This window comes from Amycolatopsis coloradensis (assembly GCF_001953865.1).
In the GTDB taxonomy this organism is placed as follows: domain Bacteria; phylum Actinomycetota; class Actinomycetes; order Mycobacteriales; family Pseudonocardiaceae; genus Amycolatopsis; species Amycolatopsis coloradensis.
In genome coordinates this window covers 445,982-470,042 of sequence record NZ_MQUQ01000005.1, presented here as the reverse complement: position 1 = coordinate 470,042, position 24,061 = coordinate 445,982, and the positions used below count along the sequence as shown (strand labels likewise).

At 68.7% G+C, this 24,061-nt stretch carries 22 protein-coding genes, 1 tRNA gene and 1 pseudogene; 17 read left to right on the top strand and 7 right to left on the bottom strand.

Features of this window, described 5'->3' with window-relative positions; all coding sequences use genetic code 11:
- Positions 1-45 precede the first annotated feature (45 nt).
- Positions 46-600, top strand: coding sequence for a QsdR family transcriptional regulator (locus BS329_RS11770; protein ID WP_076159276.1), 555 nt, complete (start codon positions 46-48; stop codon positions 598-600).
- Here the strand turns inward: BS329_RS11770 and rsmI are convergent.
- On the bottom strand, positions 597-1,436 hold the full coding sequence (rsmI, locus tag BS329_RS11765) for a 16S rRNA (cytidine(1402)-2'-O)-methyltransferase (RefSeq protein WP_076159273.1): 840 nt from the start codon (positions 1,434-1,436) through the stop codon (positions 597-599). The two genes, BS329_RS11770 and rsmI, sit on opposite strands and share 4 nt — an antisense overlap.
- Before the next feature lie 68 nt (positions 1,437-1,504).
- Between rsmI and BS329_RS11760 the strand changes: the two genes are divergently transcribed.
- Positions 1,505-3,076, top strand: coding sequence for a dolichyl-phosphate-mannose--protein mannosyltransferase (locus BS329_RS11760; RefSeq protein ID WP_076159270.1), 1,572 nt, complete (start codon positions 1,505-1,507; stop codon positions 3,074-3,076).
- A gap of 183 nt (positions 3,077-3,259) precedes the next feature.
- Positions 3,260-3,829, top strand: a complete 570-nt coding sequence (locus BS329_RS44485; protein WP_244197110.1) for a hypothetical protein — start codon at positions 3,260-3,262, stop codon at positions 3,827-3,829.
- Between the two features lie 89 nt (positions 3,830-3,918).
- On the opposite strand, the gene BS329_RS11745 is transcribed toward BS329_RS44485, so the two are convergent.
- Positions 3,919-5,703, bottom strand: a complete 1,785-nt coding sequence (locus tag BS329_RS11745) for a serine/threonine-protein kinase (protein WP_076159264.1) — start codon at positions 5,701-5,703, stop codon at positions 3,919-3,921.
- A 183-nt stretch (positions 5,704-5,886) separates the two neighbouring features.
- Between BS329_RS11745 and BS329_RS11740 the strand changes: the two genes are divergently transcribed.
- Together BS329_RS11740 and BS329_RS11735 are read left to right on the top strand one after the other, a co-directional pair.
- Entirely contained in the window at positions 5,887-7,758 is a 1,872-nt protein-coding gene (locus tag BS329_RS11740) for a propionyl-CoA synthetase (RefSeq protein WP_076159261.1), read from the top strand.
- A gap of 109 nt (positions 7,759-7,867) precedes the next feature.
- Positions 7,868-9,448 (top strand): family 20 glycosylhydrolase, encoded by a 1,581-nt coding sequence (locus BS329_RS11735; protein WP_076159258.1) that lies wholly within the window; start codon positions 7,868-7,870, stop codon positions 9,446-9,448.
- A gap of 6 nt (positions 9,449-9,454) precedes the next feature.
- Here the strand turns inward: BS329_RS11735 and BS329_RS11730 are convergent, their stop codons facing one another.
- Together BS329_RS11730 and BS329_RS11725 are read right to left on the bottom strand one after the other, a co-directional pair.
- On the bottom strand, positions 9,455-10,063 hold the full coding sequence (locus BS329_RS11730; protein ID WP_076159255.1) for a TetR/AcrR family transcriptional regulator: 609 nt from the start codon (positions 10,061-10,063) through the stop codon (positions 9,455-9,457).
- Positions 10,053-10,748, bottom strand: a complete 696-nt coding sequence (locus BS329_RS11725) for an MOSC domain-containing protein (protein ID WP_076159252.1) — start codon at positions 10,746-10,748, stop codon at positions 10,053-10,055. Before BS329_RS11725 ends, BS329_RS11730 begins: the two co-directional genes overlap by 11 nt.
- A 121-nt stretch (positions 10,749-10,869) precedes the next feature.
- Here BS329_RS11725 and BS329_RS11720 point away from each other — a divergent pair, with 121 nt between their 5' ends.
- Both BS329_RS11720 and BS329_RS11715 read left to right on the top strand, forming a co-directional pair.
- Positions 10,870-11,670 (top strand): SGNH/GDSL hydrolase family protein, encoded by an 801-nt coding sequence (locus tag BS329_RS11720; RefSeq protein ID WP_076159249.1) that lies wholly within the window; start codon positions 10,870-10,872, stop codon positions 11,668-11,670.
- A complete protein-coding gene (locus BS329_RS11715; protein WP_076159246.1) occupies positions 11,649-12,206 on the top strand; it encodes a TetR/AcrR family transcriptional regulator in 558 nt (185 codons plus the stop codon). Before BS329_RS11720 ends, BS329_RS11715 begins: the two co-directional genes overlap by 22 nt.
- Before the next feature lie 2 nt (positions 12,207-12,208).
- Here BS329_RS11715 and BS329_RS11710 read toward each other — a convergent pair whose 3' ends face one another.
- On the bottom strand, positions 12,209-13,495 hold the full coding sequence (locus tag BS329_RS11710; protein WP_076159243.1) for a phytoene desaturase family protein: 1,287 nt from the start codon (positions 13,493-13,495) through the stop codon (positions 12,209-12,211).
- A 94-nt stretch (positions 13,496-13,589) separates the two neighbouring features.
- Here BS329_RS11710 and BS329_RS11705 point away from each other — a divergent pair, with 94 nt between their 5' ends.
- The 6 genes and pseudogenes from BS329_RS11705 (at position 13,590) to BS329_RS11680 (ending at position 18,772) form a co-directional block, all read left to right on the top strand.
- The gene (locus BS329_RS11705) at positions 13,590-14,324 is read left to right on the top strand and encodes a DUF2786 domain-containing protein (protein ID WP_076159240.1); all 735 of its coding nucleotides are present in this window, start codon (positions 13,590-13,592) and stop codon (positions 14,322-14,324) included.
- 55 nt (positions 14,325-14,379) lie between these two features.
- Positions 14,380-15,135: a GNAT family N-acetyltransferase gene (locus tag BS329_RS11700; protein WP_084749586.1), complete on the top strand. Its 756-nt coding sequence runs from the start codon at positions 14,380-14,382 to the stop codon at positions 15,133-15,135.
- 28 nt (positions 15,136-15,163) lie between these two features.
- Positions 15,164-15,505: an ArsR/SmtB family transcription factor gene (locus BS329_RS11695; protein WP_076160207.1), complete on the top strand. Its 342-nt coding sequence runs from the start codon at positions 15,164-15,166 to the stop codon at positions 15,503-15,505.
- A complete protein-coding gene (locus BS329_RS11690) occupies positions 15,502-15,771 on the top strand; it encodes a hypothetical protein (protein WP_076159237.1) in 270 nt (89 codons plus the stop codon). The genes BS329_RS11695 and BS329_RS11690 overlap by 4 nt, the downstream gene beginning before the upstream one ends.
- Before the next feature lie 113 nt (positions 15,772-15,884).
- Complete coding sequence (locus BS329_RS11685; RefSeq protein ID WP_076159234.1) at positions 15,885-18,056, top strand: MMPL family transporter; 2,172 nt, start codon at positions 15,885-15,887, stop codon at positions 18,054-18,056.
- A pseudogene (locus BS329_RS11680) lies at positions 18,049-18,772 on the top strand (class I SAM-dependent methyltransferase). Before BS329_RS11685 ends, BS329_RS11680 begins: the two are co-directional and overlap by 8 nt.
- Here BS329_RS11680 and BS329_RS11675 read toward each other — a convergent pair.
- Together BS329_RS11675 and BS329_RS11670 are read right to left on the bottom strand one after the other, a co-directional pair.
- Positions 18,769-20,145 carry a UTP--glucose-1-phosphate uridylyltransferase gene (locus BS329_RS11675; protein WP_076159231.1) on the bottom strand — a complete coding sequence of 459 codons (1,377 nt, stop codon included), beginning with the start codon at positions 20,143-20,145 and terminating at the stop codon, positions 18,769-18,771. The pseudogene BS329_RS11680 and the gene BS329_RS11675 overlap by 4 nt on opposite strands.
- A gap of 31 nt (positions 20,146-20,176) precedes the next feature.
- Positions 20,177-20,749: a 5-formyltetrahydrofolate cyclo-ligase gene (locus BS329_RS11670; protein WP_076160204.1), complete on the bottom strand. Its 573-nt coding sequence runs from the start codon at positions 20,747-20,749 to the stop codon at positions 20,177-20,179.
- Positions 20,750-20,967: 218 nt separating this feature from the next.
- On the opposite strand from BS329_RS11670, the gene glp reads away from it, so the two are divergent.
- The 4 genes from glp to BS329_RS11650 all read left to right on the top strand — a co-directional run bounded on the left by glp (position 20,968) and on the right by BS329_RS11650 (position 24,034).
- Positions 20,968-22,239 carry a molybdotransferase-like divisome protein Glp gene (gene glp, locus BS329_RS11665; RefSeq protein WP_076159228.1) on the top strand — a complete coding sequence of 424 codons (1,272 nt, stop codon included), beginning with the start codon at positions 20,968-20,970 and terminating at the stop codon, positions 22,237-22,239.
- Positions 22,239-22,910 (top strand): GNAT family N-acetyltransferase, encoded by a 672-nt coding sequence (locus tag BS329_RS11660; RefSeq protein ID WP_076159226.1) that lies wholly within the window; start codon positions 22,239-22,241, stop codon positions 22,908-22,910. Before glp ends, BS329_RS11660 begins: the two co-directional genes overlap by 1 nt.
- A 161-nt stretch (positions 22,911-23,071) precedes the next feature.
- On the top strand, positions 23,072-23,890 hold the full coding sequence (gene sepX / locus BS329_RS11655; RefSeq protein ID WP_076159223.1) for a divisome protein SepX/GlpR: 819 nt from the start codon (positions 23,072-23,074) through the stop codon (positions 23,888-23,890).
- 71 nt (positions 23,891-23,961) lie between these two features.
- Positions 23,962-24,034: transfer RNA gene (locus tag BS329_RS11650), tRNA-Ala, on the top strand.
- Positions 24,035-24,061 lie beyond the last annotated feature (27 nt).

The following is a 24,061-nucleotide window of genomic DNA, read 5'->3' as shown; positions in this document are numbered from 1 at the left end:
ATAGCGTGATATGTTTCACTCATCGACACCGCACTCGAACGCCAGTTGACTTCGTCGCGCCCGGACGCCCTGCGCGCGTTCACGATCGCGCGCGCCTGGTTCCTGGCGGGCCGCCGGGTGGACATGCGGGATCTCGCGGGTGAGCTGGGAATCAGCCGAGCCACCCTGCACCGCTGGGTCGGCGGCCGGGATCAGCTGCTCGGCGAGATCCTGTGGTCGATGACCGTCGAGGTCTTCGAAACGCGGGCTTCCGACAAACTCGGGCGCGGCTCGGAAGGGATCGCGGACCTCGTCGGCACCTTCGTCCGGACCGTGAACGACTCGAAACCGTTCCGGGAGTTCCTGCGCGCCGAACCGGAGCGCGCGCTGCGGATCCTGACGACGAAGGCCAGCGTGGTCCAAAGTCGCGCGATCGCGAAGATGCGCGAGTTCCTGGACGAAGAGGTCGCGGCCGGACGGCTTGCCCCACCGCTGCCGGTCGAGGACCTGGCCTACCTGCTGGTGCGGATCGGGGAATCCTTCATCTACACCGACGTCATCACCGGCGCCGAGCCCGACGCCGCGAAGGCGTATGCGGCCGCGGCGGCCTTGCTGTCCTAGCTCTTGGTGCGGGACGCGAGCACGGCGTCGTAAAGCTCCTTCTTGGAGACCCCGGTGGCCTCGGCGACCTCGGCGGCGGCGGACTTGAGGCGTTCGCCCGCCGAGACCCGCGACGAAACTTCCGAAACCAGGTCCGCGACGCTCACCGAACGCGGAGGCGCCCCTGCGAGAACAACCGTGATCTCCCCCTTGACCCCCTCGTTTGCCCAGGCGGCCAAATCAGGCAAATTACCGCGCTTGACCTCTTCATACGTTTTGGTCAATTCGCGACAGACCGCGGCGCGACGATCGGGGCCCAGGACGTCGGCGGCATCGGAAAGCGTGCTCGCGAGGCGGTGCGGAGACTCGAAGAACACGACCGTGCGGGGCTCGTCCTTCAGCGACCCGAGCCATTTGGCGCGTTCACCGGGCTTGCGCGGAGCGAATCCTTCGAAACAGAAACGGTCGCACGGGAGCCCGGACAGCGCGAGCGCCGTGGTCACCGCGGACGGGCCGGGGAGGCAGGTCACCGGCACATCCGCCTCGACACAGGCCGCCACCAGGCGGAAGCCGGGATCCGAGACGCTCGGCATCCCGGCGTCGGTCACCAACACCACCGTCTCGCCCGATCGAAGCGATTCGAGCAGTTTCGGCAGACGGGCGGTCTCGACGTCCTCGTAGAAGCTGACCACCCGTCCGACCGGCGAAACGTCGAGTGCGGCGGTGAGCGAGCGCAGGCGCCGGGTGTCCTCGGCGGCGATCACATCGGCCGTCGCGAGGGCTTCGGACAGGCGCGGCGAAGCGTCGCGGACGTCTCCGAGCGGGGTGGCTGCCAGCACGAGGCGTCCTTCGGTCATTCACGAAGGTTAACCGGTTCGCAGATCCGGACACCGAGTTCACTCTTCCGCCCGTAGGATCATGCCCCGTGACCGCGCTGCTGACCCGTGACAACGAGAGCGTGCGGCCGGATCCGGTCGACGCGCTCCGGCCACCGAGCGACCGGGAGGCCACCCTCCTCGGCCGCGGCATGCCGACCGACCGCCTGCGCGGCTGGATCGTCACGCTGGTCCTGACGCTCATCGGCGGCGTCGTCCGGATCCAGAACCTGGCCACGCCCACGGACAAGGGCACCCCCGTCTTCGACGAGAAGCACTACGTCCCGCAGGCGTGGCAGATGCTGCGCAACGGCGGTTACGAAGACAACTACGGCTACGAGCTGATCGTGCACCCGCCCTTGGCGAAGCACCTCATCGCGATCGGCGAGTGGCTGTTCGGCTACAACGCCTGGGGCTGGCGGATCATGCCCGCGCTGGCGGGCACGCTGATCGTGTTCCTCACCATCCGGGTCGCGCGGCGGCTCACCCGTTCGACACTGCTCGGCGCGGTCGCCGGAATCCTGGTGATCAGCGACGGCGTGCTGCACCTGCAGTCACGGATGGGCATGCTCGACATCTTCATCGCGGTGTTCGTGCTCGCCGCGTTCGCCTGTGTGCTGTGCGACCGCGACCAGGTACGGCGGCGGCTGGCCGTGGCCGTCCGCGAAGGCTGGATCGGCGAGTCCCGGTTCGGTCCGAAGCTGGGTTTCCGGTGGTGGCGGTTCGCCGGCGGCCTGATGATCGGGCTGACCTTCGGCGTCAAGTGGTCGGCGCTGTACTACATCGCCGCGTTCGGGCTGCTCACCGTCTTCTTCGACGTCGCCGCGCGCCGCGCCGCCGGGGTGCGGCGGCCGTGGGCCGGCACGCTGCGCCGCGACGTGCTGCCCGCGCTGTGGGCGATCGTCGTCATCCCGGTCCTGGTGTATCTCGCCTGCTACTGGGCCTGGTTCGCGAGCGAGACCGCGACCGACCGCAACTATGTGTCGATCAAAGATCTCGACCCCGGTTTCTGGGCCTGGATGCCACCCGCGCTGCGGTCACTCGGCGATTACACGATGAACGTCCTCGACTTCCACGCGAACCTCGTGACCCCCAAGGACAAGCCGCATCCTTGGGAGTCGAAGCCGTGGACCTGGCCGATGGGGCTGCGGCCGATGCTCTACGCGTACGCGGGGGGCACCGACGCGACCGGCTGCGGCGAGTCGACCTGTATCCGGGCGACGATGCTGATCGGGACGCCCGCGATGTGGTGGCTGGCGCTGCCGATGCTGGGCTGGAGCCTGTGGCGGTCGGTCTTCCGCGCGGACTGGCGCTACGCCGCCGTGCTCGTCGGCTACTTCGCCGGTTTCCTGCCGTGGTTCACCAACCTCGACCGCCAGATGTACTACTTCTACGCGACGCCACTGGCGCCGTTCCTGGTACTGGGGTTGACGCTGGTCCTCGGCCAGATCCTCGGCGCCGCGAAACGCGGGTTCGAACGGCGGGGTACCGGCATGCTCGTCGTCGCACTCTATGTGGGTCTCGTCGTGGCCAATTTCGCCTGGTTGTGGCCGATCCTCAACGGCAACGCGATCACCAACGAGCACTGGAACGCCGAGTTGTGGCTTCCGTCCTGGAAGTGAACGGGCAGGTCGGCTTCATCAGCACACGAGCGAGCGTTCGCGGTGAACACCGCGAACGCGACCAAAGGCACCAGACCGGAGCGGCTCGGTCTCCCGTCGAGGGCGGGTTTCCCCATTTGGCTGTGACACTTCGAGTCAGGTTGTTACTCTCCCCTGGTCAGTAGCAGTTCGACAGGGGGAATCATGACGATCCGACCGCTCGGAGTGGCCCTTGCGGCCACGGCGTTGTTCTTGATCGTCGGCTGCGAAGAGCAGACACCGGGAACCGCGTCGCCCCAGACTTCGGCCGTTCCGAGCACTTCGGAGGCGCCGAGCACGAGCGTGAGCACGACCGCGCAGCCCAGCGCTTCAAGGCCTTCGGCGACCGCCGCGACCGTCTCCGAGGTCACCAAGCCCGCCACCGGCGGCTCGGCGGCGCACACCCCGGACGGGGCGGCGAGCACGATGGAGGACTACCACCACGCGCTGGGCGCCAAAGACCTCGAAACGGTCTGCCGGATCACGGCACCGGCCTTCGACGGCGGGATGAAGGAGTGCCGCTCCCTCACCCCGATGCAGTTCGGGATGTTCTCGGAGGACGACCTCAAGAAGCTGAAGCTCACCCGCGTCGACCGGGCGAAGGTGCAGAGCAAGGGCCCGGACAAGGTCGTGGTCCCGCCGGGGGCGATCTCGCCGCAGGCGGCGATGATGGCGGCCGACCCCAAAACGTTCACCATGGCGTGGCGCGACGGGGCCTGGGTCATCATCGCCTGAATCGACCAAGGGGGAGCAAGGGACCTTCGCTAGCGTTAGTTAGTACGCTAACGAACGCTAGCAAAGGTCCCTTGCTCCCCTTTCGCAGGTCAGCGCGGGTGACGCTGGGGCTGCGGCTGCTGGTGGCGCGTCTGCTGCGGTTGTTGCTGCCGCGGAGGGCGGCGCGGCACGACCTGGGTCACCGGACCGTCCGGCGACTTGCCCGCACGGGCGAGCCAGCCTTCGACGTCGCGCCGCACGGCGGCGAGCGTCGGCCGACGGCGGGGCTCCTGGTCGAGTGACGCGATGAGGATCCGGGCGTGCGCGCTGCGGTTCGGCAGCTTCGAGACCGGTTCGGCGCGGGCGGCGGCCATCAGCGCGGCCATCGGGGTCTCCCGGGTGCCGCGCGGCGGCTGGCCCGAAAGCGCGTAGCTGACCGTCGCGGCGAGCTGCCACGCGTCCGACGCCGGGCTCGCCGGGGAGCCCATCGCCTGCTCGGGGGCGACGAAGTCCGGCGTGCCGATCATCATCCCGGTCGCGGTCATCTTCGAGTCGCCCTGACTGCGGGCGATGCCGAAGTCGATGAGGTGGGCCAGCCCGTTGCGGTCGAGGATGATGTTCGACGGCTTGAGGTCGCGGTGCAGCACGCCCTTTTCGTGCGCCGCGGCGAGCGCGCCGGCCATGGTCGACCAGAGCCGCCCGGCGGCGATGTCGTCGAGCGGGCCCTGCGAGTCGACGATCTCGGACAGCGACTTGCCTTCGAGGTATTCCATGACCAGCGCGAGCCCGTCCGGCTCCTCGACGAGGTCGTACACGCGGACGCAGTTGGGATGGTTCACGACGGCCAGCGCCCTGGCCTCGCGCTGCATCCGCTCCTCGGTGTCGCGGTCCGGCGCGTGCGCGATCTTCAGCGCGACAGTGCGGTTGAGCTGGGTGTCGACCGCTTCCCAGACGGTGCCGAAGCCACCGTGGCCGAGCCGCCGGACGCGCTTGTAGCGGCCGCCGCCGGAATTGCGGGAACCCGGGGGCGCCGGGACCGGGCCCGGCACCGCAGCCAGCGCGGGCGGCGGTTCGGGGGCCTGCGCCAGCGCCGTCGCCGGGTACTGCTTGGGCGGCGGGGGCGGCAACTGCTGCTGCGGCTGCGGGGCGGGCGGCTCTGGACGGTACGGCTCGATCTTCTGCCGGGGCTGCGGATCCGGCCGGTTGATCACCGACCACGGCGGCGGGCCGACCAGTGCGACCGGGATCAGGCCGAGGACGCTGAACGGCAGGAAGCCGAGCCAGAAGTGCACAGCGGTGTTCGCCCCCATGCCGACGCTCGCCAGCACCATCAGCACGAACGGGATCCAGAAGAACCGCGAAGGCCACTTCGGGCCGCGACGGAACGCCGTGCGTGCCTGCAGCATCACGAACAGCAGCGACAGCGCGGGCAAACCGACCAGCAGGATCAGGTAGAAGATGTAGCTCAGCTGCATCCCGTTCGGATAGAACAGGACCTCGTACACGTTCTGGCCGCGGCCGAGGTACTCGCTCTGCGCGCCGATCAACGGGCTGTAGTCGGAGTTGAACGTCGACAGGTCACTGGCGGAAAACCCGGAATCACCGACCGACTTCGACGAGGCGGCCTCCTGATAGGCCTGCGAAACGCCGGTCGCCAGCAGCCACGGCAGCAGGAAGACGGCGACGACGCCGATCCCACCGAAAATGGACAGGGTCACCACGTCGTAGCGATTGCCGGTGCCTTTGCGGATGATCGCGACGATCATCGCTCCCAGTGCGGGCAGCAGCGCGACCAGCGCTCCCGCGGTGCTCGTCGCCCACACCCAGTCCCCTGGCCAGATCCCTGGCCCGAACAGGCTGTGCGCGAACGAAAGCAGCGCGCTCGCTAGTCCCATGGACCCTGCTCCCCTCGCTAGTCGAGACCGTTTCCGGCGGTTTTCCCCCGGTTCAGCTTAGGACGCCCTGTGCCCTCACGGGGTTGCCGGGTTGCCGCGGGCGTCTCCCCGTCGTTATCACCAGGCGTTCACCCGGTGGTGAGTCCATGATGGGGTCCGTACCCGAGCGCGAAGGAGCATTCGATGTACTCCGAGTCCTACCGGCGGAGCCTCGAAGACCCGGAGGGTTTCTGGCTCGACGCCGCGCGGGCGATCGACTGGACCCACCCGCCGACGCGGGCTCTCGACGCGTCGAAGGCGCCCTTCTACCGCTGGTTCCCGGACGGGGAGCTGAACACCGCGTTCAACGCGCTCGACCGGCACGTCCGGGACGGCCGCGGCGACCAGGTCGCGCTGATCTGGGATTCGCCGGTGGCCGATTCGGTTCGCCGGTTCACCTACGCGGAACTGCTGGACGAGGTCGCCCGGTTCGCCGGCGCGCTCGCCTCGCTCGGCGTCGAAAAGGGCGACCGCGTCATCGTGTACCTGCCGATGGTCCCCGAGGCCGCGATCGCGATGCTCGCGTGCGCCCGGCTCGGCGCGGTGCATTCGGTGGTGTTCGGCGGGTTCGCGCCGAAGGAACTGGCGGCGCGGATCGAAGACGCGAAACCCAAGGTCGTCGTGGCCGCGTCGTGCGGGATCGAACCGACGCGGGTCGTGGAGTACAAACCGATCATCGACGAGGCGCTCGCGGGCACGGCGCATCAGCCGGACAAGGTGGTGGTGCTGCAGCGGGAACGAGCCCGTGCCGAATTGGGCGAGCGCGACGTCGACTGGGCCGAATTGGTCGCGAAGGCCGCTCCCGCCGATCCGGTGCCGGTCGCGGCGACCGATCCGCTGTACATCCTGTACACCTCCGGCACCACGGGGAAGCCGAAGGGCGTCGTGCGCGACACCGGCGGGCACGCGGTCGCGCTGGCCTGGTCGATGGGCGCGATCTACGACGTCCATCACGGCGACGTGTGGTGGACGGCGTCGGACGTCGGCTGGGTCGTCGGCCATTCCTACATCGTGTACGCGCCGTTACTGATCGGGGCGACGTCGGTGATGTACGAGGGCAAGCCGGTCGGGACTCCCGACGCCGGCGCGTTCTGGCGGGTCATCGCCGACCACGGGGTGAAGGCGCTGTTCACCGCGCCGACGGCGTTGCGGGCGATCAAGAAGGCCGACCCGGACGCGGACGAAGTGAAGAAATACCAGCTCGGCGGGTTCGAGTCCTTGTTCATGGCAGGCGAACGGCTCGATCCGGAGACGTATCACTGGGCGCACGGGAAACTCGGCGTGCCGGTGATCGACCACTGGTGGCAGACCGAGACCGGCTGGCCGATCGCGGCGAATCCGCGCGGCCTGGAACCGATGCCGGTCAAACCCGGTTCCGCGACGAAACCGGTTCCGGGCTGGGACGTGCGGACCCTGGACCAGGCGGGCGACGCCCTCCCCGCCGGGCGGGAAGGCGCCATCGTCATCAAGCTGCCGCTCCCGCCGGGTTCGCTGCCGACCCTGTGGCAGGACGACGAGCGGTATCACGAGTCGTACCTTTCGCGGTACGACGGCCACTACCTGACGGGTGACTCCGGATACGTCGACGAAGACGGTTACCTGTTCGTCATGGGCCGCACCGATGACGTCATCAACGTCGCGGGTCACCGGCTTTCGACCGGTTCGATGGAGGCCGTGCTGGCGTCGCACCCCGCCGTCGCCGAATGCGCGGTGATCGGTGTCCGGGACCAGCTCAAGGGCCAGCTTCCACGTGGTTTCGTGGTGCTGAAGTCGGGGGTCGACGCCGACGCCGAAACGATCGAGACCGAATTGGTCGCGCTGGTGCGGCGCGACATCGGACCGGTCGCCGCGTTCCGCGATGTGTCCATTGTGGACGCGCTGCCGAAGACGCGGTCCGGCAAGATCCTGCGGAAGACCATGCGAGGCATCGCCGACGGCCGCGACGAAGCGGTGCCCTCGACGATCGAGGACGCGAGCGTTCTCGATGCCCTGAAAGCGGTCTTGCGCGGTGAATGACCGGTGACCGGTACGCCTCCGTAGTCCGATCGGGTGTTGTCGGCTTTGCCCTATTGGTCTATACCTCTAAGAGCAGAGAGTCTCCAGTTACCCCGACCGGAGGTGCTCCATGAGTAAACGCCTGTCCAGAACCGTGCTCGGCGTGGCCGTCCTGAGTCTCGTGACGTTCGGCCTGCCCGCGACGGCGAACGCGGCGCAACACGCGAAGGCCGAACGGAGCGTGACCGACGTCGTCCCCGTGCCGGTCGACGCCAAGGCCGATCCACGCGCGAACTTCCGGCTCAGCCCCGCGACCGTCATCCGCACCGACCGCGACGGCAAGCAGGTCGCCGACTACCTGGCCGGACTGCTCCGGCCCGCCACCGGCTACCGGCTTCCCGTCGTCAGCGGCCACCGCGGCGGCGGCCCGGCCATCTCCCTCGAAACCGGGCGCGCGGGCGGCCGCGTCGGCACCGAGGGTTACCAGCTCAAGGTGTCGCCGTCCGGCGTGACACTGAAGGCGAACACCGACGAGGGCCTGTTCCTCGGCGTGCAGACGCTACGTCAGCTGTTCCCGTCGGCGATCGAAGCCAAGACCGTCCAGCACCGCTCGTGGGTGGTCTCGGGCGGCACCGTTCTCGACTACCCGCGCTTCGGCTACCGCGGCGCGATGCTCGACGTCGCGCGGCATTTCTTCACGCCGGCGCAGGTCAAGCTCTACATCGACCAGATCGCGCAGTACAAGATCAACACCCTCCACCTGCACCTGAGCGACGACCAGGGCTGGCGGATCGAGATCAAGAGCTGGCCGAAGCTGGCGACCGTCGGCGGCCAGACCGCCGTCGGCGGCGCTCCCGGCGGGTACTACACGCAGGAGCAGTACAAGGACCTGGTGCGCTACGCGGCTTCGCGGCACATCACGATCGTTCCCGAGATCGACATGCCGGGGCACACCAACGCGGCCCAGCACTCCTACGCCGAGCTGAACTGCGACGGCGTCGCGGTGCCGCCGCGCACGGACATCGAGGTCGGCTACAGCTCGCTGTGCATCAAGAGCGACATCACCTACAAGTTCGTCGACGACGTCATTCGCGAACTTTCCGCGATCACCCCGGGGAAGTACATCAACATCGGTGGCGACGAGGCGCACGCGACCACTCCGGAGGATTACCAGACCTTCGCCAAGAAGGTTCAGCCGATCGTCGCGAAGTACGGCAAGCTGATCACCGGCTGGCACGACATCGCGAAGACGACCCCGCCGGTCTCGGCCGTCCCGCAGTTCTGGGGCACGACCGGCACCGACGCGAACGTCGCCGCGGCGGCGGCCAGGGGCAACAAGATCCTGATGTCGCCCGCGAACAAGGCCTACATGGACATGAAGTACCACCCGCAGACGCCGCTCGGGCTGGCCTGGGCCGGGCTGATCGAGGTCAAGACCGGTTACGACTGGGATCCGGCCACGTATCTGCAGGGCGTCACGGAGAACAACGTCATCGGCGTCGAGGCGCCGCTGTGGTCGGAAACGCTCGTGACCAGTGAGCACATCGAGTTCATGGCGTTCCCGAGGTTGCCGGGTTACGCCGAGATCGGCTGGTCGCCCAAGACGTCCCGCACCTGGGACGCGTACCGGCTCCGGCTGGCGAAGCAGAGCCCGCGGTGGGTTCAGCAGGGAATCGACTTCTACCGGTCCACACAGGTCGACTGGAAGTAGCCGGTTTCAGCTCGCCGCGGCGTCGAGGCGGGCGGTGATGGCGGCACGGGCCAGCTCATAGGGCTCCGTGCCGCCGAACATCACCGAATCCGCGTTCGCGGCCCGGCCGAGGGCGTGCAGTTCGAAGGCCAGCCGGTTCACGTCGACGGACTCGCGGAGGTGACCGGCGTTCTTCGCCTCCACGACGGCCGTCCGGATGAACTCGGCGAAAGCCCGGCTCGCGTTCGCCGCCGCGTCGTGGACCCGGCCGGTCCGCGCGTCGAATTCGGCGCCGATGTTGAAGAAGAAACAACCGCCGGGGAACACCCGGCGTTCCGAGTAGTCCAGCCAGTTCGCGCACAACGCGCGCAGCCGCGCGATCCCCCGCTCGACCTCCATGGTCGGCCCGGCGACGTTCTCCGCGAAGATCGCGCTCGCCGTCTCGATCGCCGCGAGCTGGAGTTCCTCCTTGGAACCGAACAACGCGAACACACCGGATTTGCTCAGTTCCAATTCGGTGGCGAGCCTGCCGAGCGACAGCCCTTCGAGCCCCTCGACGGAGGCGATGTCGACGGCGCGCCGCAACACGGTCCGCCTCGTCGCGTCGCCGCGGGCCACCCGGCCGTCAACCGGCATTCCGTTCCTCCCGCCGCCGTTTCGCCGATTCCAGGCCGTCACGGTACTGCCGGGAGAGCGACGGCGCCGCCAGCACCCGGTCCAGCAGCGCCCAGTACGCGGCCGAGCGATCGTCGTCCAGCTGGGCGATGTTGGTGAACGACGCGACGTACACCTCGGCGATCGTCGGGTTCACCGGATCGCGTTCTTCGAGCGTCAGGTGCCCCGAAGTCGGGACCTCGCCCGGCCGCAGCACCCGCAGGTACCAGCCGCTGCGGCCGGAGTCGATCATCGCCGGGATGACGTCTTTACGCCCGGTCTTCATCGCGAGTTTGAAACACGGCGTACGCGGTTGCGAGACCTGGACCAGCGCGTCTCCCCAGGCCCAGATGTCGCCGATCCGCACGTCGTGTTCGTCGGCGCCCGTCACCGACAGGTTCTCCCCGAAGTCGCCCGCGGCCACTTCGAAACCCTGCTCGGACCACGTCGCGTAGTGCGGCGCAGGATAGACGTAAACCGCTTTGTCGGCGCCGCCGTGGACGGTGCGATCCGCCTGGTCGTCACCGGCGAGGTTGATCTCGTCCAGTTCCAGCGACACCGCCTCCACCCGCGATTTCGCAATCGCGCTGTACACCGGGACCTCGCGTTTCACCCCGAGTACGGACGGTCGCCCGACGAAGACCTCGTTTACTTCGAGTGTGCTCACCCCTCCGAATGTAGCACGATCGTTCGTTTACTCCAGCAGCTTGGAGTGCGTGAGTAGACAGCGTCTACATAAGTTTGATAGACAGTGTCTACAAGGTGAACTCGTGGTTACGGAGATCTGGATGGGCTACCGACGTTTCGTCGCGCTCGGCGACAGCTGCGCCGAAGGGCTGGCCGATCCGCATCCGTCGGGTGGCTTCTACCGAGGCTGGGCGGACTTCGTCGCGGGACGCCTCGCCGAGGACGAGCCCGGATTCCGCTACGCCAACCTCGCGGTCCGCGGGCGCAGGCTCGACCAGATCCACGCCGAGCAGACCGAGGCGGCGAGCAAGCTCCAGCCGGATCTGATCGCGTTGTTCGGCGGCGGCAACGACGTGATGAGCCGCGGCTGGGACGCGCGCACCGTCGCTCGCCGCGTCGACACCGCCATCCGCGCCTGCACCGAGTTCGCGCCGTCCGTCGTCACCTTCACCCTCAGCGACATCTCCCACCGCATGCCGATGGGTCACCGCATGCGTCCGCGCATCACCGCGCTGAACGACGCCGTCCGCGAGGCGTCCGTCAGCTACGGCGCGACACTCGTCGACCTCTGGCCGGACCACGCGGCGCACGATTCCCGCTATTTCGGCCCGGACCGGCTGCATCTGTCCGAGCAGGGCCATCGGCGCCTCGCCGGGCACGTGCTCGGCAAACTCGGCGTCGCCCACGACCCGGCCTGGCTCGAACCGCTCCCCGGTTCGGCCGGACGCCCCTGTCTGCGGGACGACCTGCGCTGGCTGACCAGGGAGGTCCTGCCTGTCGCGTTCAGCCGGTTCCGCAACCGGCTCGTCGGCCGCCAGCCGGGCGACGGCTTCCTGCCCAAGCGCCCGGACCTCCTGCCCGTCCTCGAGGAGACCCGCTCGTGGGCGCCCGAACTCGCCTGATCGACACGGCGGCGAACCTGCTGGCCGAAGAAGGCGTCAGCGCGGTGACGCTGCGAGGGATCGCGAAGGCGGCCGGTGTCTCGCACGGAGCGCCGTTGCGGCATTTCTCCGGCCGCGCGGCCTTGCTCTCGGCCGTCGCCACCCGCGGCTACACCGAACTGCTCGACCGCGGCTTCGGCCTGCCGGACGGGACACCCCGGCAGCGGCTCATCGCCGCCTGCCACGGTTATGTCGACTTCGCCCTGGCCAATCCGGCGATGTTCGAGCTGATGTTCCGCCGGGATCTGATCGATCCGGACGATCCCGAACTCACGCGGATGAGCAGCGCCGTCTTCGACTTCTTCGCCGCGCTGGTCGCCGAGGTCCAGGACGGCGACTGGCATCCGGCCACCGATCCTCGACTGCTCGCGTCCTCACTGTGGGCGTCGCTGCACGGCCTCGCCCAACTGTGGCTCTGGGGCGGACTGGCGGGCGCCAGCTTCGCGCCGTCACCGGAAAGCGCGCTGGCCGTCACGCTCGACGCCTACCTTGGCTGAAGCTACTCGAAGTCCTTGCCCAGTACGGCTTTCGCGGCATGCCAGCCGCCCATCCCGTGCACGCCGGGCCCCGGCGCCGTCGCGGCGGAGCACAGGAAGACACCGCCGAGCGGGGTCCGGTGCGGGTTCCACCGCGCGACGGGCCGTCCGAGCAGCTGACGCAGATTCACCGCGCCGGCCGCGACGTCACCGCCAGGGTAGTTCTCGTTGTACGCCTCGAGTTCCGGCGCGGTGAGGCAGCGGCTCGCCAGGATCGTGTCGGAGAACCCGGGCGCGAACCGCTCGATCCGCTGCCGGACGATCGTGGTGGCGTCACGGGGATCCCCGTGCGGTACATGGCAATACGCCCACACCGGCCGTTTGCCCGGCAGCCCTCGGGATGGGTCGATCGCCATCGGATCGGACACGAGCACGAAGCGGTCGTCCGGATCTTCCCCGCGCACGATGGCGTTTTCGGCGGCGTACACCGCGTCGCGGGTGCCGCCGAGGTGGACGGTGCCCGCCTTGCCGACCTCCGGCACCGCCCACGGAACCGGTTCGGACACCAGGAAATCGACCTTCGCCACGCCGGGACCGTAGCGGTAGGACTCCAGCGCCTTCCGGTAGCGCGGCGGCATCAGGTCGCGGGCGATGTCGAGGAAACCGCGTGGGGCGACGTCGAGAATCACCGTCCGCGAGTTCGCCAGTTGCCGCAGATCGGTGATCCGGCTGCCGGTGTGGATCCGCCCGCCGTGCGCGCGGACGTCGGTGGCGAGCGCCTCGGTGATGGCCTGGCTTCCGCCGCGGGCGATCGGCCAGCCTGTCGAGTGCGCGAGGTGGCCGAGCAGGAGCGTCGCGCCCGCCGCGGCGAGTGAAGGCTGGCGGCTCATCACGTGCGCGGAGACACCGGCAAGGAGCGCGGGCGCTTCCGGGCCGGTGAACAGGCGGCGCTCCAGACCGGCGGCGAGCATCGCGATTCTGGCCGGGAGAAGGGCTGCGATCCGGGGATCGACCAGTTCGCGGCTGCGTTCGGCCAGCGGGTCGAGCAGGCGGCGCCACCGGGGTCCGTCCGTGCCGAGGGCGTCACAGGTCCGGTCGAGGTCTTCGTACGCGAGTCCGGCGGCCATCGGATGCCCGGTGGCGCAGATGTCGTGGCGGACGTCGTCGTCGAACAGCGAAGCCGTCCGCGTTCCCCCGCCGATCTCGTCCGCCGCTTCGTGGATCTCGACCGACAGCCCCGCCCTGACCAGCAAGACCGCCGCCGCGAGCCCGTTCGGACCGGAACCGACCACCGACACGTCGATCGACATACCACCCCCTTGCCGGGATCCGGGCATCTCACCCGAATATTGTCGGACCCCTCTCCTAGGTTGATCCGCTTCAACCCAATCAGGAAGGGGGGCCATGCCCGATCACGACACGCTGCTCGCGCGCGTCCGGAAACTTCTCGCGAAAGCGGAGGATCCGGCGGTCACCGAGGCCGAAGCCGAGTCCTACAACACCAAGGCAGCCGAACTGATCGCCAGGTACGGCATCGATCAGGCACTGCTGGCCGCCTCCGGGGCGACAGCCGACGAGATCACCCAGATCATGATCCCGCTCGACAACCCGTACAGCCGTGACAAGGCGGGACTGCTCACCAACATCGCGCATCCGCTGCGCTGCCGGGCCCTGCTGCACCGGCTCGGCCAGTCCGTCACCGCGGTGACGGTGTTCGGTTTCCGCACCGACCTGGAGCGGACCGAACTGCTGTACACGAGCCTGCTGTTGCAGGCGACCACCCAGCTGACCAGGGTCCGCCCGGAGAACCGCGTGTTCGCGGGCGAATCGCTGGCCGCGTACCGGCGCACATGGCTGCACGGATTCTCCGGCGCGGTCTACGAACGGCTCCGCAACAGTGAAGACACCGCGGCCCGCACCCACACCGCCGCCGCGGGCCATCGCTCCGCCGAACTGGTGATCCAGGATCGGACGGCGATGGTCAAGCAGGCATACGACGAGCAGTACGGCGATCTGCGCTCGGCACCGCCGAGGCGGCTGTCCGGCAGCGGCTACCTCGACGGGCATTCCGCCGGCGAGCGCGCCAACCTCAACACCACCGGCCTCACCGGACGGCGCCGCGCGCTGCCGGTGCGTTAGGCCCACCCCGAAAACCACCTCGTGAGAGCAAGTGTCCTCGGGTTCTACTGAGGACATGATCGTGATCGAAGACCTGGCCACCCGGCCCGACCTGCGCGCGCCCGCGCTCGACCTGGGCGGCGTCGGTGGCGAATTCCTCCTGTACGACCAGACGGGCCTGCTGGCGAAGTCGTCCCATCTGGCCGCTCGCTGGCCGGAGTACTTCCTCGTGCTGCTGGAAGACGGCGTCCCGGTGGCGAGAGCGGCCGCCGTCCCGGTCGGGTTCCCGACGGCCGAACGCCCGGAACTGCCGGACCACGGCTGGGACGCCGCCCTGATCTGGGCCGCGGAAGACCTGATGAGCACCCGTGAGACGAATACGCTGATCGCACTCGAAGTGCTGGTCGCGCCAGGCCGCCGTGGCGGCGGCCTGGCCACGAAAGCGTTGGAAGCACTGAAGAAACGCGCCTCGGAGACAGGTATGCGCAACCTCGTCGTGCCGGTCCGCCCGGCAGGGAAGGAGAACGAACCCGGACTGTCCTTTGAGGACTACATCGCCCGCCGTCGCCCGGATGGGCTGCCCGAGGACCCGTGGCTGCGGACGCACGAACGACTCGGCGCACGGTTCGTGAAGGTGGCACCGTTCGCGATGACGATCACGGGCACCTTCGCGCAGTGGAAGGCGTGGACCGGCGTCGAACTCCAGGACGGCCTCACGACCGTGCCGGGCGGGATCGCGCCGGTTCTCGCCTCCTCGGCGGTGGACGTCGGCGTGTACGTGGAACCGAACGTCTGGCTCGAACACCTGGTAGACCGAACCAGCACCTGCTAGGTTTCTTTGGCATGTGCAGGAGTTCGCCATGACCGCCACCGGACCCTCCGGCGACGAGCTGTTGCGACTGCTGGGGGCACTGGCGAATCCGCACCGGCTGCGGATCGTCGCGGCGCTCCGCGCCGAGCGCGCGTACGTGAGCCAGCTGGCGCGAGAGCTCGGCATCAGCCGGGCGCTGTTGCAGCTCCATCTGCGCAAACTGGAGGCGGCCGGGCTCGTTTCGGCCTCACTGGAGCTGTCGGAGGATGGGAAGGCGATGAAGTTCTACGAGGTGAACCCGTTCCTGGTCGAGCTGAGCCCCGGCACCATCGCCGCCGCGGCGCCGACGCTCACCGCACCGGACACCGTCGATCAGGGGGAACGACCATGAAGTGGCATCAGTGGCAGGAGGTCGTCGGGCTGATCGGCATCTTCGTGTTCCTCACCGTGGTGATCACGGTGGTCGTGTGGCAGTTCGGCGCGACCATCCGGGCCAGGGGCGCGCTCGCGCGTGAACAGGAATACCGCAGGCTCGCCGAAAAGGCCGTCCAGGCGCAGGAAGAGACCGAACGCAAACTCACCGAACTCGACGGGCGCCTCGCGGATCTCCAGAAGAGCGTGGGCTCGGTCGAACGGATCCTCAAGGAGGTCGACTGACCACCGGCTTGGAAAGACCCTGGGCCGCCGAGCGGCAACTCGACGACCCAGGAAAGAAGAAGCAAAAACCTCGCCCGAGGCATCTCACTCCTTCACACAAAGGACTGTAGTTCATGCTGCCCGAAAGAATCGCCGCCTGGTCCGTGCGGAATCGCGCGCTCACCCTCGTCGGCTGGGTCGCCCTCGTCGTCATCGCCCTGCTGTCGGGAACGCTGCTGGACGGCGAAAGCCGCCGGAGCACCGATCCCGGCGAATCCGGCCGCGCGCAGACCGCCTTGAACGCCCAGAGCAGCTTCGACCCCTTACGAGAGAACATCCTCATCGAGGCGAAGGAGCCGGGCGCACCGCCGTTCGCCGCGAACGAAGAACTCCGGCGGGCGACCGAAGACCTGGTCACGACGCTCACCCGATCCGGCTCCGTCGCCGACGTCCGCTCGCCACTGGCCACCGATGGCGCCGAGCGGATCTCGGCAGGCGGCGCGTCCGGTCTCGTCGGCTTATCGATCGCGGGCGGGGAGAAGGACATCCGCCCGAACTTCGAGACCGCGGCCGCGCAGGTCGACGTGGTCGCCGCGCGGCATCCGTCGGTCCGGTTGGGCCTGTCCGGAGATCTCAGTCTGTCGTCCGTTGTCGACAAGGGCATCCGGGAGGACGTCAAACGCTCGGAGTTCCTGTCATTGCCGATGACCCTGGTGATCCTGCTGATCGTCTTCGGGGCGCTGGTCGCGGCGTCGGTCCCGCTGCTGCTGGCGGGCACGAGTGTCGCGGCGACGTTCGGCTTCCTCTCCGTCGTCGACGACTTCACCCCGATCAACAGCGCGACGACGGTGATCACCCTGCTCATCGGTATGGCCGTCGGCGTCGACTATTCGCTGTTCTTCCTCAGGCGGCAACGAGAAGAACGCGCGCGAGGCCACTCCGTCGACCACGCCATCCGGATCTCGGCGAAAACGTCCGGGCACGTCGTGATCGTCTCCGGGGTCACGGTCGTCCTGTGCGTGAGCGGGCTGGTGCTCACCGGACTCGACAACTTCACCGGTCTCGCGATCAGCACGGCGTTCGTGGTCGGCTTGGCCGTGCTCGGCTCGATCACCGTGCTGCCCGCGCTGCTCTCCCTGCTGGGCGACAAGGTCGATCGCGGCAGGATTCCCTGGCTGGGCAAGCGGCGCACCGCCGCGGAGAACTCCCGGTTCTGGTCCGCGATCGCCCGCGCGGTCACCCGGCGGCCCGCGCTGTGGGGCGGGCTCGCGACCGCGTTGTTGATCCTGCTCACCCTGCCCGCGCTCGGCATGCGCCTGCAAGATCCGACACCGGCGGAAAGCCTGCCGCGCTCGATGGCGACGATCGACGCCGCCGTCCGCACCCAGGAAGCCTTTCCCGGGGTCGTCTACCCGGCGACGGTGGTGCTGACGGCCGAGAACGGCGGTCCGGTGGACAGCCCGGCGCTGCGGGCCGCGATCACGGACCTCGAACGCCGGATCGGCGAGACCGGTGGGATGCTCAACAAACCGATCGCCGTCGCCGACGTCGGCGACGCGGTGGTCGTCCGGGTCCCGTTGTCCGGAGCGGGTCGCGACCCGGCAGCCGACGCCGCGCTGGCGAAACTGCGTACCGAGGTGCTGCCTGAGACGATCGGGAAGGTGGACGGCGTCGAGGTCGCGGTGTCGGGCCGCACGGCGAGCGCCCGCGACTTCGCCGACCGGGTGATCGAGCGGATGCCGCTGGTCTTCGGTTTCGTGCTGCTGACGGCGTTCTTGTTGTTGCTGCTGGCTTTCCGGTCCGTGGCGGTGTCACTCGTGTCGATCGTGCTCAACCTGCTGTCGATCGGCGCCGCCTACGGCGTGCTCACCTGGATTTTCCAGGACGGCCATTTCGCCTCCCTGCTGGGATTCACCCCGTACGGCGGGGTGGTCGGCTGGCTGCCGATGTTCATGTTCGTCCTGCTGCTCGGGCTGAGCATGGACTACCACATCTTCATCCTCAGCCGGATCCGCGAACGCCGGGGCGACGGCGCCGTGACCGCGATCGTCCGCGGCACCGGCACCAGCGCGGGAGTGGTCAGCAGCGCGGCGGTGATCATGGTCGGCGTGTTCAGCGTCTTCATCACGCTGAGCGCGATCGAGTACAAGATGATGGGTGTCGGGATGGCGGTCGCCGTGCTGATCGACGCCACACTGGTCCGCGGAGTGCTGCTGCCCGCCTTCCTGGCACTGCTGGGAGAACGGGCCTGGCGTAAATCCGTGGCCCCCGAACGCGTCCCGGAACTATCGTCGCCGAATGCCTGACGCGCTCTTCGCCCATGCCCGGCTCGCACCGATCTACGACGCCTTCGACGGCGCTCGCGACGACCTGGACCACTACCTCGCCATCATCGGCGAACTCGGGGCGAAGAAAGTGCTCGACGTCGGCTGCGGCACCGGTTGCCTGGCCGTTCTCCTCGCCGGACGCGGGATCGAGGTCGTGGGGGTCGATCCGGCCGAGGCGTCGTTGGAGATCGCCAAGGCCAAGGATCCGGAAGGCAAGATCACCTGGGTCCATGGGTGACGCGAAGGCGGTGGGCGAGGCGGGCGCCGATCTCGCGGTGATGACCGGGAACGTGGCCCAGGTCTTCCTGACCGACGACGAATGGAACCGGACTCTCGAAGGCGTCCACACCGCGCTGACACCGGGTGGGCACCTGGTGTTCGAAATCCGGCGCCCGGACCGCCGCGCCTGGGAGGACTGGGCAGCCGACACCGCGCACGACACCATCGACGTCCCAGGCGTCGGCGAGGTCGAGCAGTGGCGCGAGGTCACCGAGGTCGACCTCCCGTTCGTCTCGTTCCGGTACAGCTACCGGTTCGAAGACGGCGAGGTCGTCACCTCGGATTCGAAACTGTGGTTCCGCGAGCGCGAAGACCTGGAAACGCTGTTGGGCGAACACGGCTTCCGCGTCCTGGACGTCCGGGACGCCCCCGACCGTCCAGGACGCGAGTACGTGTTCATCGCCCAGCGGGACTAGAGGATTTCGCCGTCCGGGATGGTTTTCGGACCGGCGATCTTCACGTCGCCCCGGACGACGACGTTCTTCCCGAAGGTGACGTCGCCGTCCACTTCGAGGCTCGTGCACTCCTTGAGCGAAGGAGCGTCGGGGATGCGAGCGTCGAAGTCGGGCAGGAGCTTGTAGAACTCCTTGCTCAGCGACACGACCGGCGGGGTGGTGGTGGTGAACTCGGGGATCATCTCCCCGCCGTCGTCGAGCACATACGCGTCGGAGCGGACGACGAGCAGGTCGTCGGTGGTCTTGACCGGGGCGAACCGGGTCCGCGGGATCTCGATGGCCCGCGCGCCCTCGAGCGAACCGATGGCCGCGCCCATCGCCGTTTCGAGCTGGATCACCGGCGTGCTGGCCGCGTCGGCCGGGTCGACGGTCTTCCGGTTCACGATCAGCGGCAGTGCCGGCGCGGCCGGGTCGGCGTCCTGCAAGGCCTTCAGGCGTCCGAGGTCGAACCAGATGTTGTTGGTGTTGAAGAAGCGCCATTTCGCGACATCGCCGAACGAGTCGTCACCGTCGGGCACCTGCGCGGACTCGCGCAGCACGATCCGGCCGCCGCGCCGCGCGAGGTGCCCGCCCTTGCGGTCGGCCGCGGTGCCGAGCACGGTCTCCATCGCGAACGGGATGTCCTCGCCTCCGAGCCAAGCGGCGATCCTGGCGTCCGGGAGCGCGCCGAGATTGTCGGCGTTGGACACGAAGCACCAGCGGATGCCTTCCGCCAGCAGCGTTTCGAGCATCCCGCTCACCGCGAGCGCGACATAGATGTCGCCGTGCCCCGGCGGGCACCATTCGAGTTCCGGGTTCGCGGGCCAGTCGACGGGCTTCCCGTCTGCGGTGATCTTCGGTTCGCGTCCCTGGAGGAAGTCGGCCGGGATGGTCTCGTCGGCGAGATCGGGATACTTCTTCAGCAACTCCAGCGAAGGCTCGCGGGTGCCCGCCGAATTCATCAGGATCAGCGGCAGGCGCGCGCCGTACTTCTCGCGGGTCGAGAGCACCTGCATCGCGATGACGTCGAGGAAGGTCTTTCCCGGTTTGATTTCCAGCAACGACTTCGGCCCGGTGAGCCCCATGCTCGTACCGAGACCGCCGTTGAGCTTGAGAACGGCCGTGCGGTCCAGTACCCGGCGCGCTTCCTCGGCGTCCGGCTCGGGCAGCTCCACGAGTCTGCTGATGTCACCGAGAGGTTCGAGTTCGTTTCCCGGCAATTCACCGGCGCCGGGTTCGGACAGCTGCTCGAGCCGCCGTCGCAGGGCAGCCAGTTCCCTGGCGTGTGCCCCAGCGGAACGCATTTTCGACAGCGTTTCGGCGAAACGATCGGACAGGTGCGCGTCAGAGCTCATTGTGCCCTTTCTGAACCACTGCGTCGGGGCGTCAGTGTATTACCGGTCGCGGCGCCAGGCCGTGCTCCGGGGTCAGTACCCCGGTCATGCGGACGTCATGCGGTTCCGCGGGCAACTCACGCACGAGTTCGGCGTCCCGGACGACGGCGATCAGCGCGGCGCCCGGCGCGGCGAAGGAGAGCGACCGGTCGTAATACCCGGCGCCCCGGCCGAGCCGGACGCCTTCGTCGTCGACGGCGAGCGCGGGGATCAGCACCAGATCGGCCGTCCCCAGCGTGTCGGGATCGAGCCGTCTGCCGGTCGGTTCGAGCAACCCGCGCAGCCTGCCCGGCCCGAGCGTCGACGGGCCTTCGTAGGCGGCCCAGCCGAGCGGACCCGGCTCGTCGGGCACGATCGGCAGCAGGACACGTTTGCCCTGGTCGAGAAGTTGATCAAGGAGCCGCGTCGAGCCCGGTTCGGTCCCGAACGGCACGTACGCGCAGACGACCGCGCCCGGCAGCCGGGCGGCCGCGACGGCCAGCGACACCGCCTCCCGCGCCCGGTCCTCCGGCACCTGTGAACGCCGTTCGGCAGTTATCCGGGAACGCCACTCCGCTTTGCTCAGGTGTTCATTGCCGGGCTTGCCCACATGGTCAGGTTAGGCTTCACGCCTATGACAGGCGCAGCGACCACCCCGGCGGCACGGACGACGAGGAGCTTGCCCGATCGGGCGATTTCCCTGACTTCGGACCGCATCACTCCTGGTAACGGCGGTGAACTTCAGTTCACCGACGGGCCTTCATCGCGTGCCTGGTCGAACGAACGGATCGAGATCCCCCAGTCATGACGGAGCCCATCGCCGAAGCGGCCGAGACCGAAGACGCGGGACAGTTCCGTTCCGTCGAGGATCAGATCGCGCTGACCCTGGACGCCGCGGTACGCCCGCGTCCGGTCCGAGTCGCCATCTCCGAGGCCCAAGGCCTTCTGTGCGCCGAAGAGGTCGTCGCCGAACACGCGCTGCCCGGTTTCGACCAGGCCGCCATCGACGGTTACGCGGTACGAAGCGTCGACGTCCGCGCCGCGGGCCAGGAGCCGGTGCAGTTGCCGGTGGTCGGCGAGATCGCCGCCGGTTCCCGCCAGCCGCGTCGGTTGCAGCCGGGCCAGGCCGTGCGGGTCGACACCGGCGCGCCGCTGCCCACACTCGCCGATGCCGTGGTCCCGACCGCCTACACCGACGGCCACCAGGCCAAGGTCACCGTGCACAAGTCGGTGCCGTCCGCCGGCTACGTGCGCCGGACCGGCGAGGACGTGCAGATCGGCGACGTCGCCGTCCGCAAGGGCGACACCATCGGCTCGGCGCAGGTCGGCCTGCTCGCCGCGGTCGGCAGGGCGAAGGTACTGGTGTACCCGCGACCACGGGTTTCGATCGTGTCCGTCGGCGACGAACTGGTCGACATCGACCGCACCCCGTCGGTCGGGCAGGTCTACGACGTCAACTCCTACGCGCTGTCCGCGGCCGCGCGGGACGCGGGCGCCGAGGTGAGCCGCGTCGGCATCGTCCCCGGCGATCCGAAACGGCTGCGCGAGATCGTCGAAGGCCGCCTGCTGATGTCGGAGATCGTCGTCGTCGCGGGCGGTGCCGGCGGAAGCGCGGGCGACGAGGTCCACGCGGCGCTGTCCGACCTGGGCCACATCGACATGACCCGCGTCGGCATGCACCCCGGTTCGGTGCAGGGCTTCGGCAGGCTCGGCCCCGATTCGGTGCCGACATTCCTGATCCCCGGCAACCCGATGAGCGCGCTCGTCGTGTTCGAGGTGCTGGTCCGCCCGCTGATCCGCGCCGCGCGCGGCACCCGCAACCCGCACCGCCGGATCGTCGGCGCGCGACTGCTCTCCCCGATCACCTCGACCAAGGGACGCAAAGGCTTCCTGCGCGGCCAACTGCTGCGCGACGAGGGCAACGGCGAGTACCTGGTGCAGCCGCTCGGCACCTCCGGCGCGCACCTGCTCGCGTCGCTGGCCGAGGCGAACTGCCTGATCAACATCGACGAAGACCTCACCGAGGTCGCCGCGGGCGAGCAGGTCAAGGTGACCTTCCTGGCCCAGCGGGCGTAATGGGCGCACCGATCTCCGGCGGCGCGTATCCGATCGAGAGCAGGCACCCCGGCTGGCCCGCGAAACTCGGGCCGCTCCGGGTGCCCGCCGGTGTCCTCGCCGTCCGGCCGGTCCGGCTGCGGGACGCCGGCGAGTGGAGCCGTGTCCGGCTGCGGGACCGCGAGCACCTCGAGAGGTGGGAACCGACCGGCATCGGGCCGTGGCCGGATCGCAACGCGTTCTGGTCGTGGCCGTCGCAATGGCTGGCCCTGCGCGGCCTGGCCCGGCGCGGACAGTGTCTTCCGTTCACCATCACGGTCGATGGACGCTTCGCCGGACAGATCACTGTGGGTAACGTCATCCGGGCGTCGCTCCGATCGGCCTGGATCGGTTACTGGGTGTCATCGGACATCGTCCGCGGCGGCGTCGCGACCGGCGCCGTCGCCCTCGTCACCGACCACGTCTTCGATTTCGGCGGTTTGCACCGGCTCGAGGCGACCGTCCGCCCCGAAAACACCCCCAGCCTGCGGGTTCTCGCCAAGGCGGGCTACCGGCAAGAGGGGCTTTTCGAACGCTACCTCGACGTCGCGGGCGGCTGGCGGGACCATTTCTGCTACGCCGTCACCAAGGAAGAGACCGGTGACGGACTGGTTTCGCGGCTGGTCGCGAAGGGCCTCGCCGAGCGCGTTTGACCCCATCACCGGGTCATTCCCGTGATCGCGTTACCACAAACTGTGAGATTCACCTAATTTGGTGAGGCATTTTCTGTGATCGAAACCGGCGAGTCTGCGCGGCGTGTGTGACTGTTGTGGCTAGCGTGACTACAGCAGTGGATCGGGGGAGGTGACGGGAGATGCCCAGTTCGGTGATCATCGTCGCGCTCGCAGCGGCATGGCTCGTCGTTCTCGTGCCCATGGTCGCCCGCAAGCGCCAGCAGGTCGCCCGGACGACGGACTCAGCCTTGGCGGCGCGAGTCGTGCGGAGCGGGAGCACACGCCAAGAGGGACCGGAGGAGTTCGCCATGGCGGAGAACACGGAACCGTCGGTAGAAGACGATCTGGCCGAGCTCGAGGCGGAACTCGACGCCGACCTCGAAGACGAGGAGCCGGAAGCCGAACCGCTTCCCCAGCCCTCGCGCGGGTCGCACACCGAAAGAGAACGCCAAGGCGCGGGCTACCGGCCCGGCCGAGGCGGATTCGACCCCGAGGCGGCCGACATCGCCGCGCGCGCCAAGTACGCGTTCCGGCAGCGAATCGTCATCGCGCTCCTGGTGCTGGTGGTCACGACCGCGGTCGTCGCCGGTTTCCTGACGCCGATGGTCTGGTGGGCCAACGGTGTCGTCGACGCCGTCCTCATCGGCTATCTCGCGTACCTGCGCCGCCAGGTCCGCATCGAGAACGACATCCGGCAGCGCCGCCTCGCCCGCTACAACAACACTCGCACCCCACGCCGCCCGCCGATCGCCGACGACGAACTCCACGAGTCCCGCGAGTCCCGCGAGGACATCGAGGTCGTCGCCGCCGAACGTTCGGCTGCCGTGGAGCGCAAGCCGTCCCCGATGTCCCGCCTCCGGCGCCAAGCCGTCGTCGTCGACCTCGACGACGAGGACCCGGCCTTCCACGAACTCGACGAGCCCGGGACCAGGCCTTTCCGCCGGGCCTCCGGAGAGTGACCCCCGCGTTCGGGGCTCCGTGAGCCACTGATAAGCTCATGGAGCCCTGAATGAGGGGGCAAGTTTCACGAGGGGCTGTAGCGCAGTTGGTAGCGCGTCTCGTTCGCATCGAGAAGGTCAGGGGTTCGATTCCCCTCAGCTCCACAGCAGCTCAAAGGCCCTTCCCAGGGA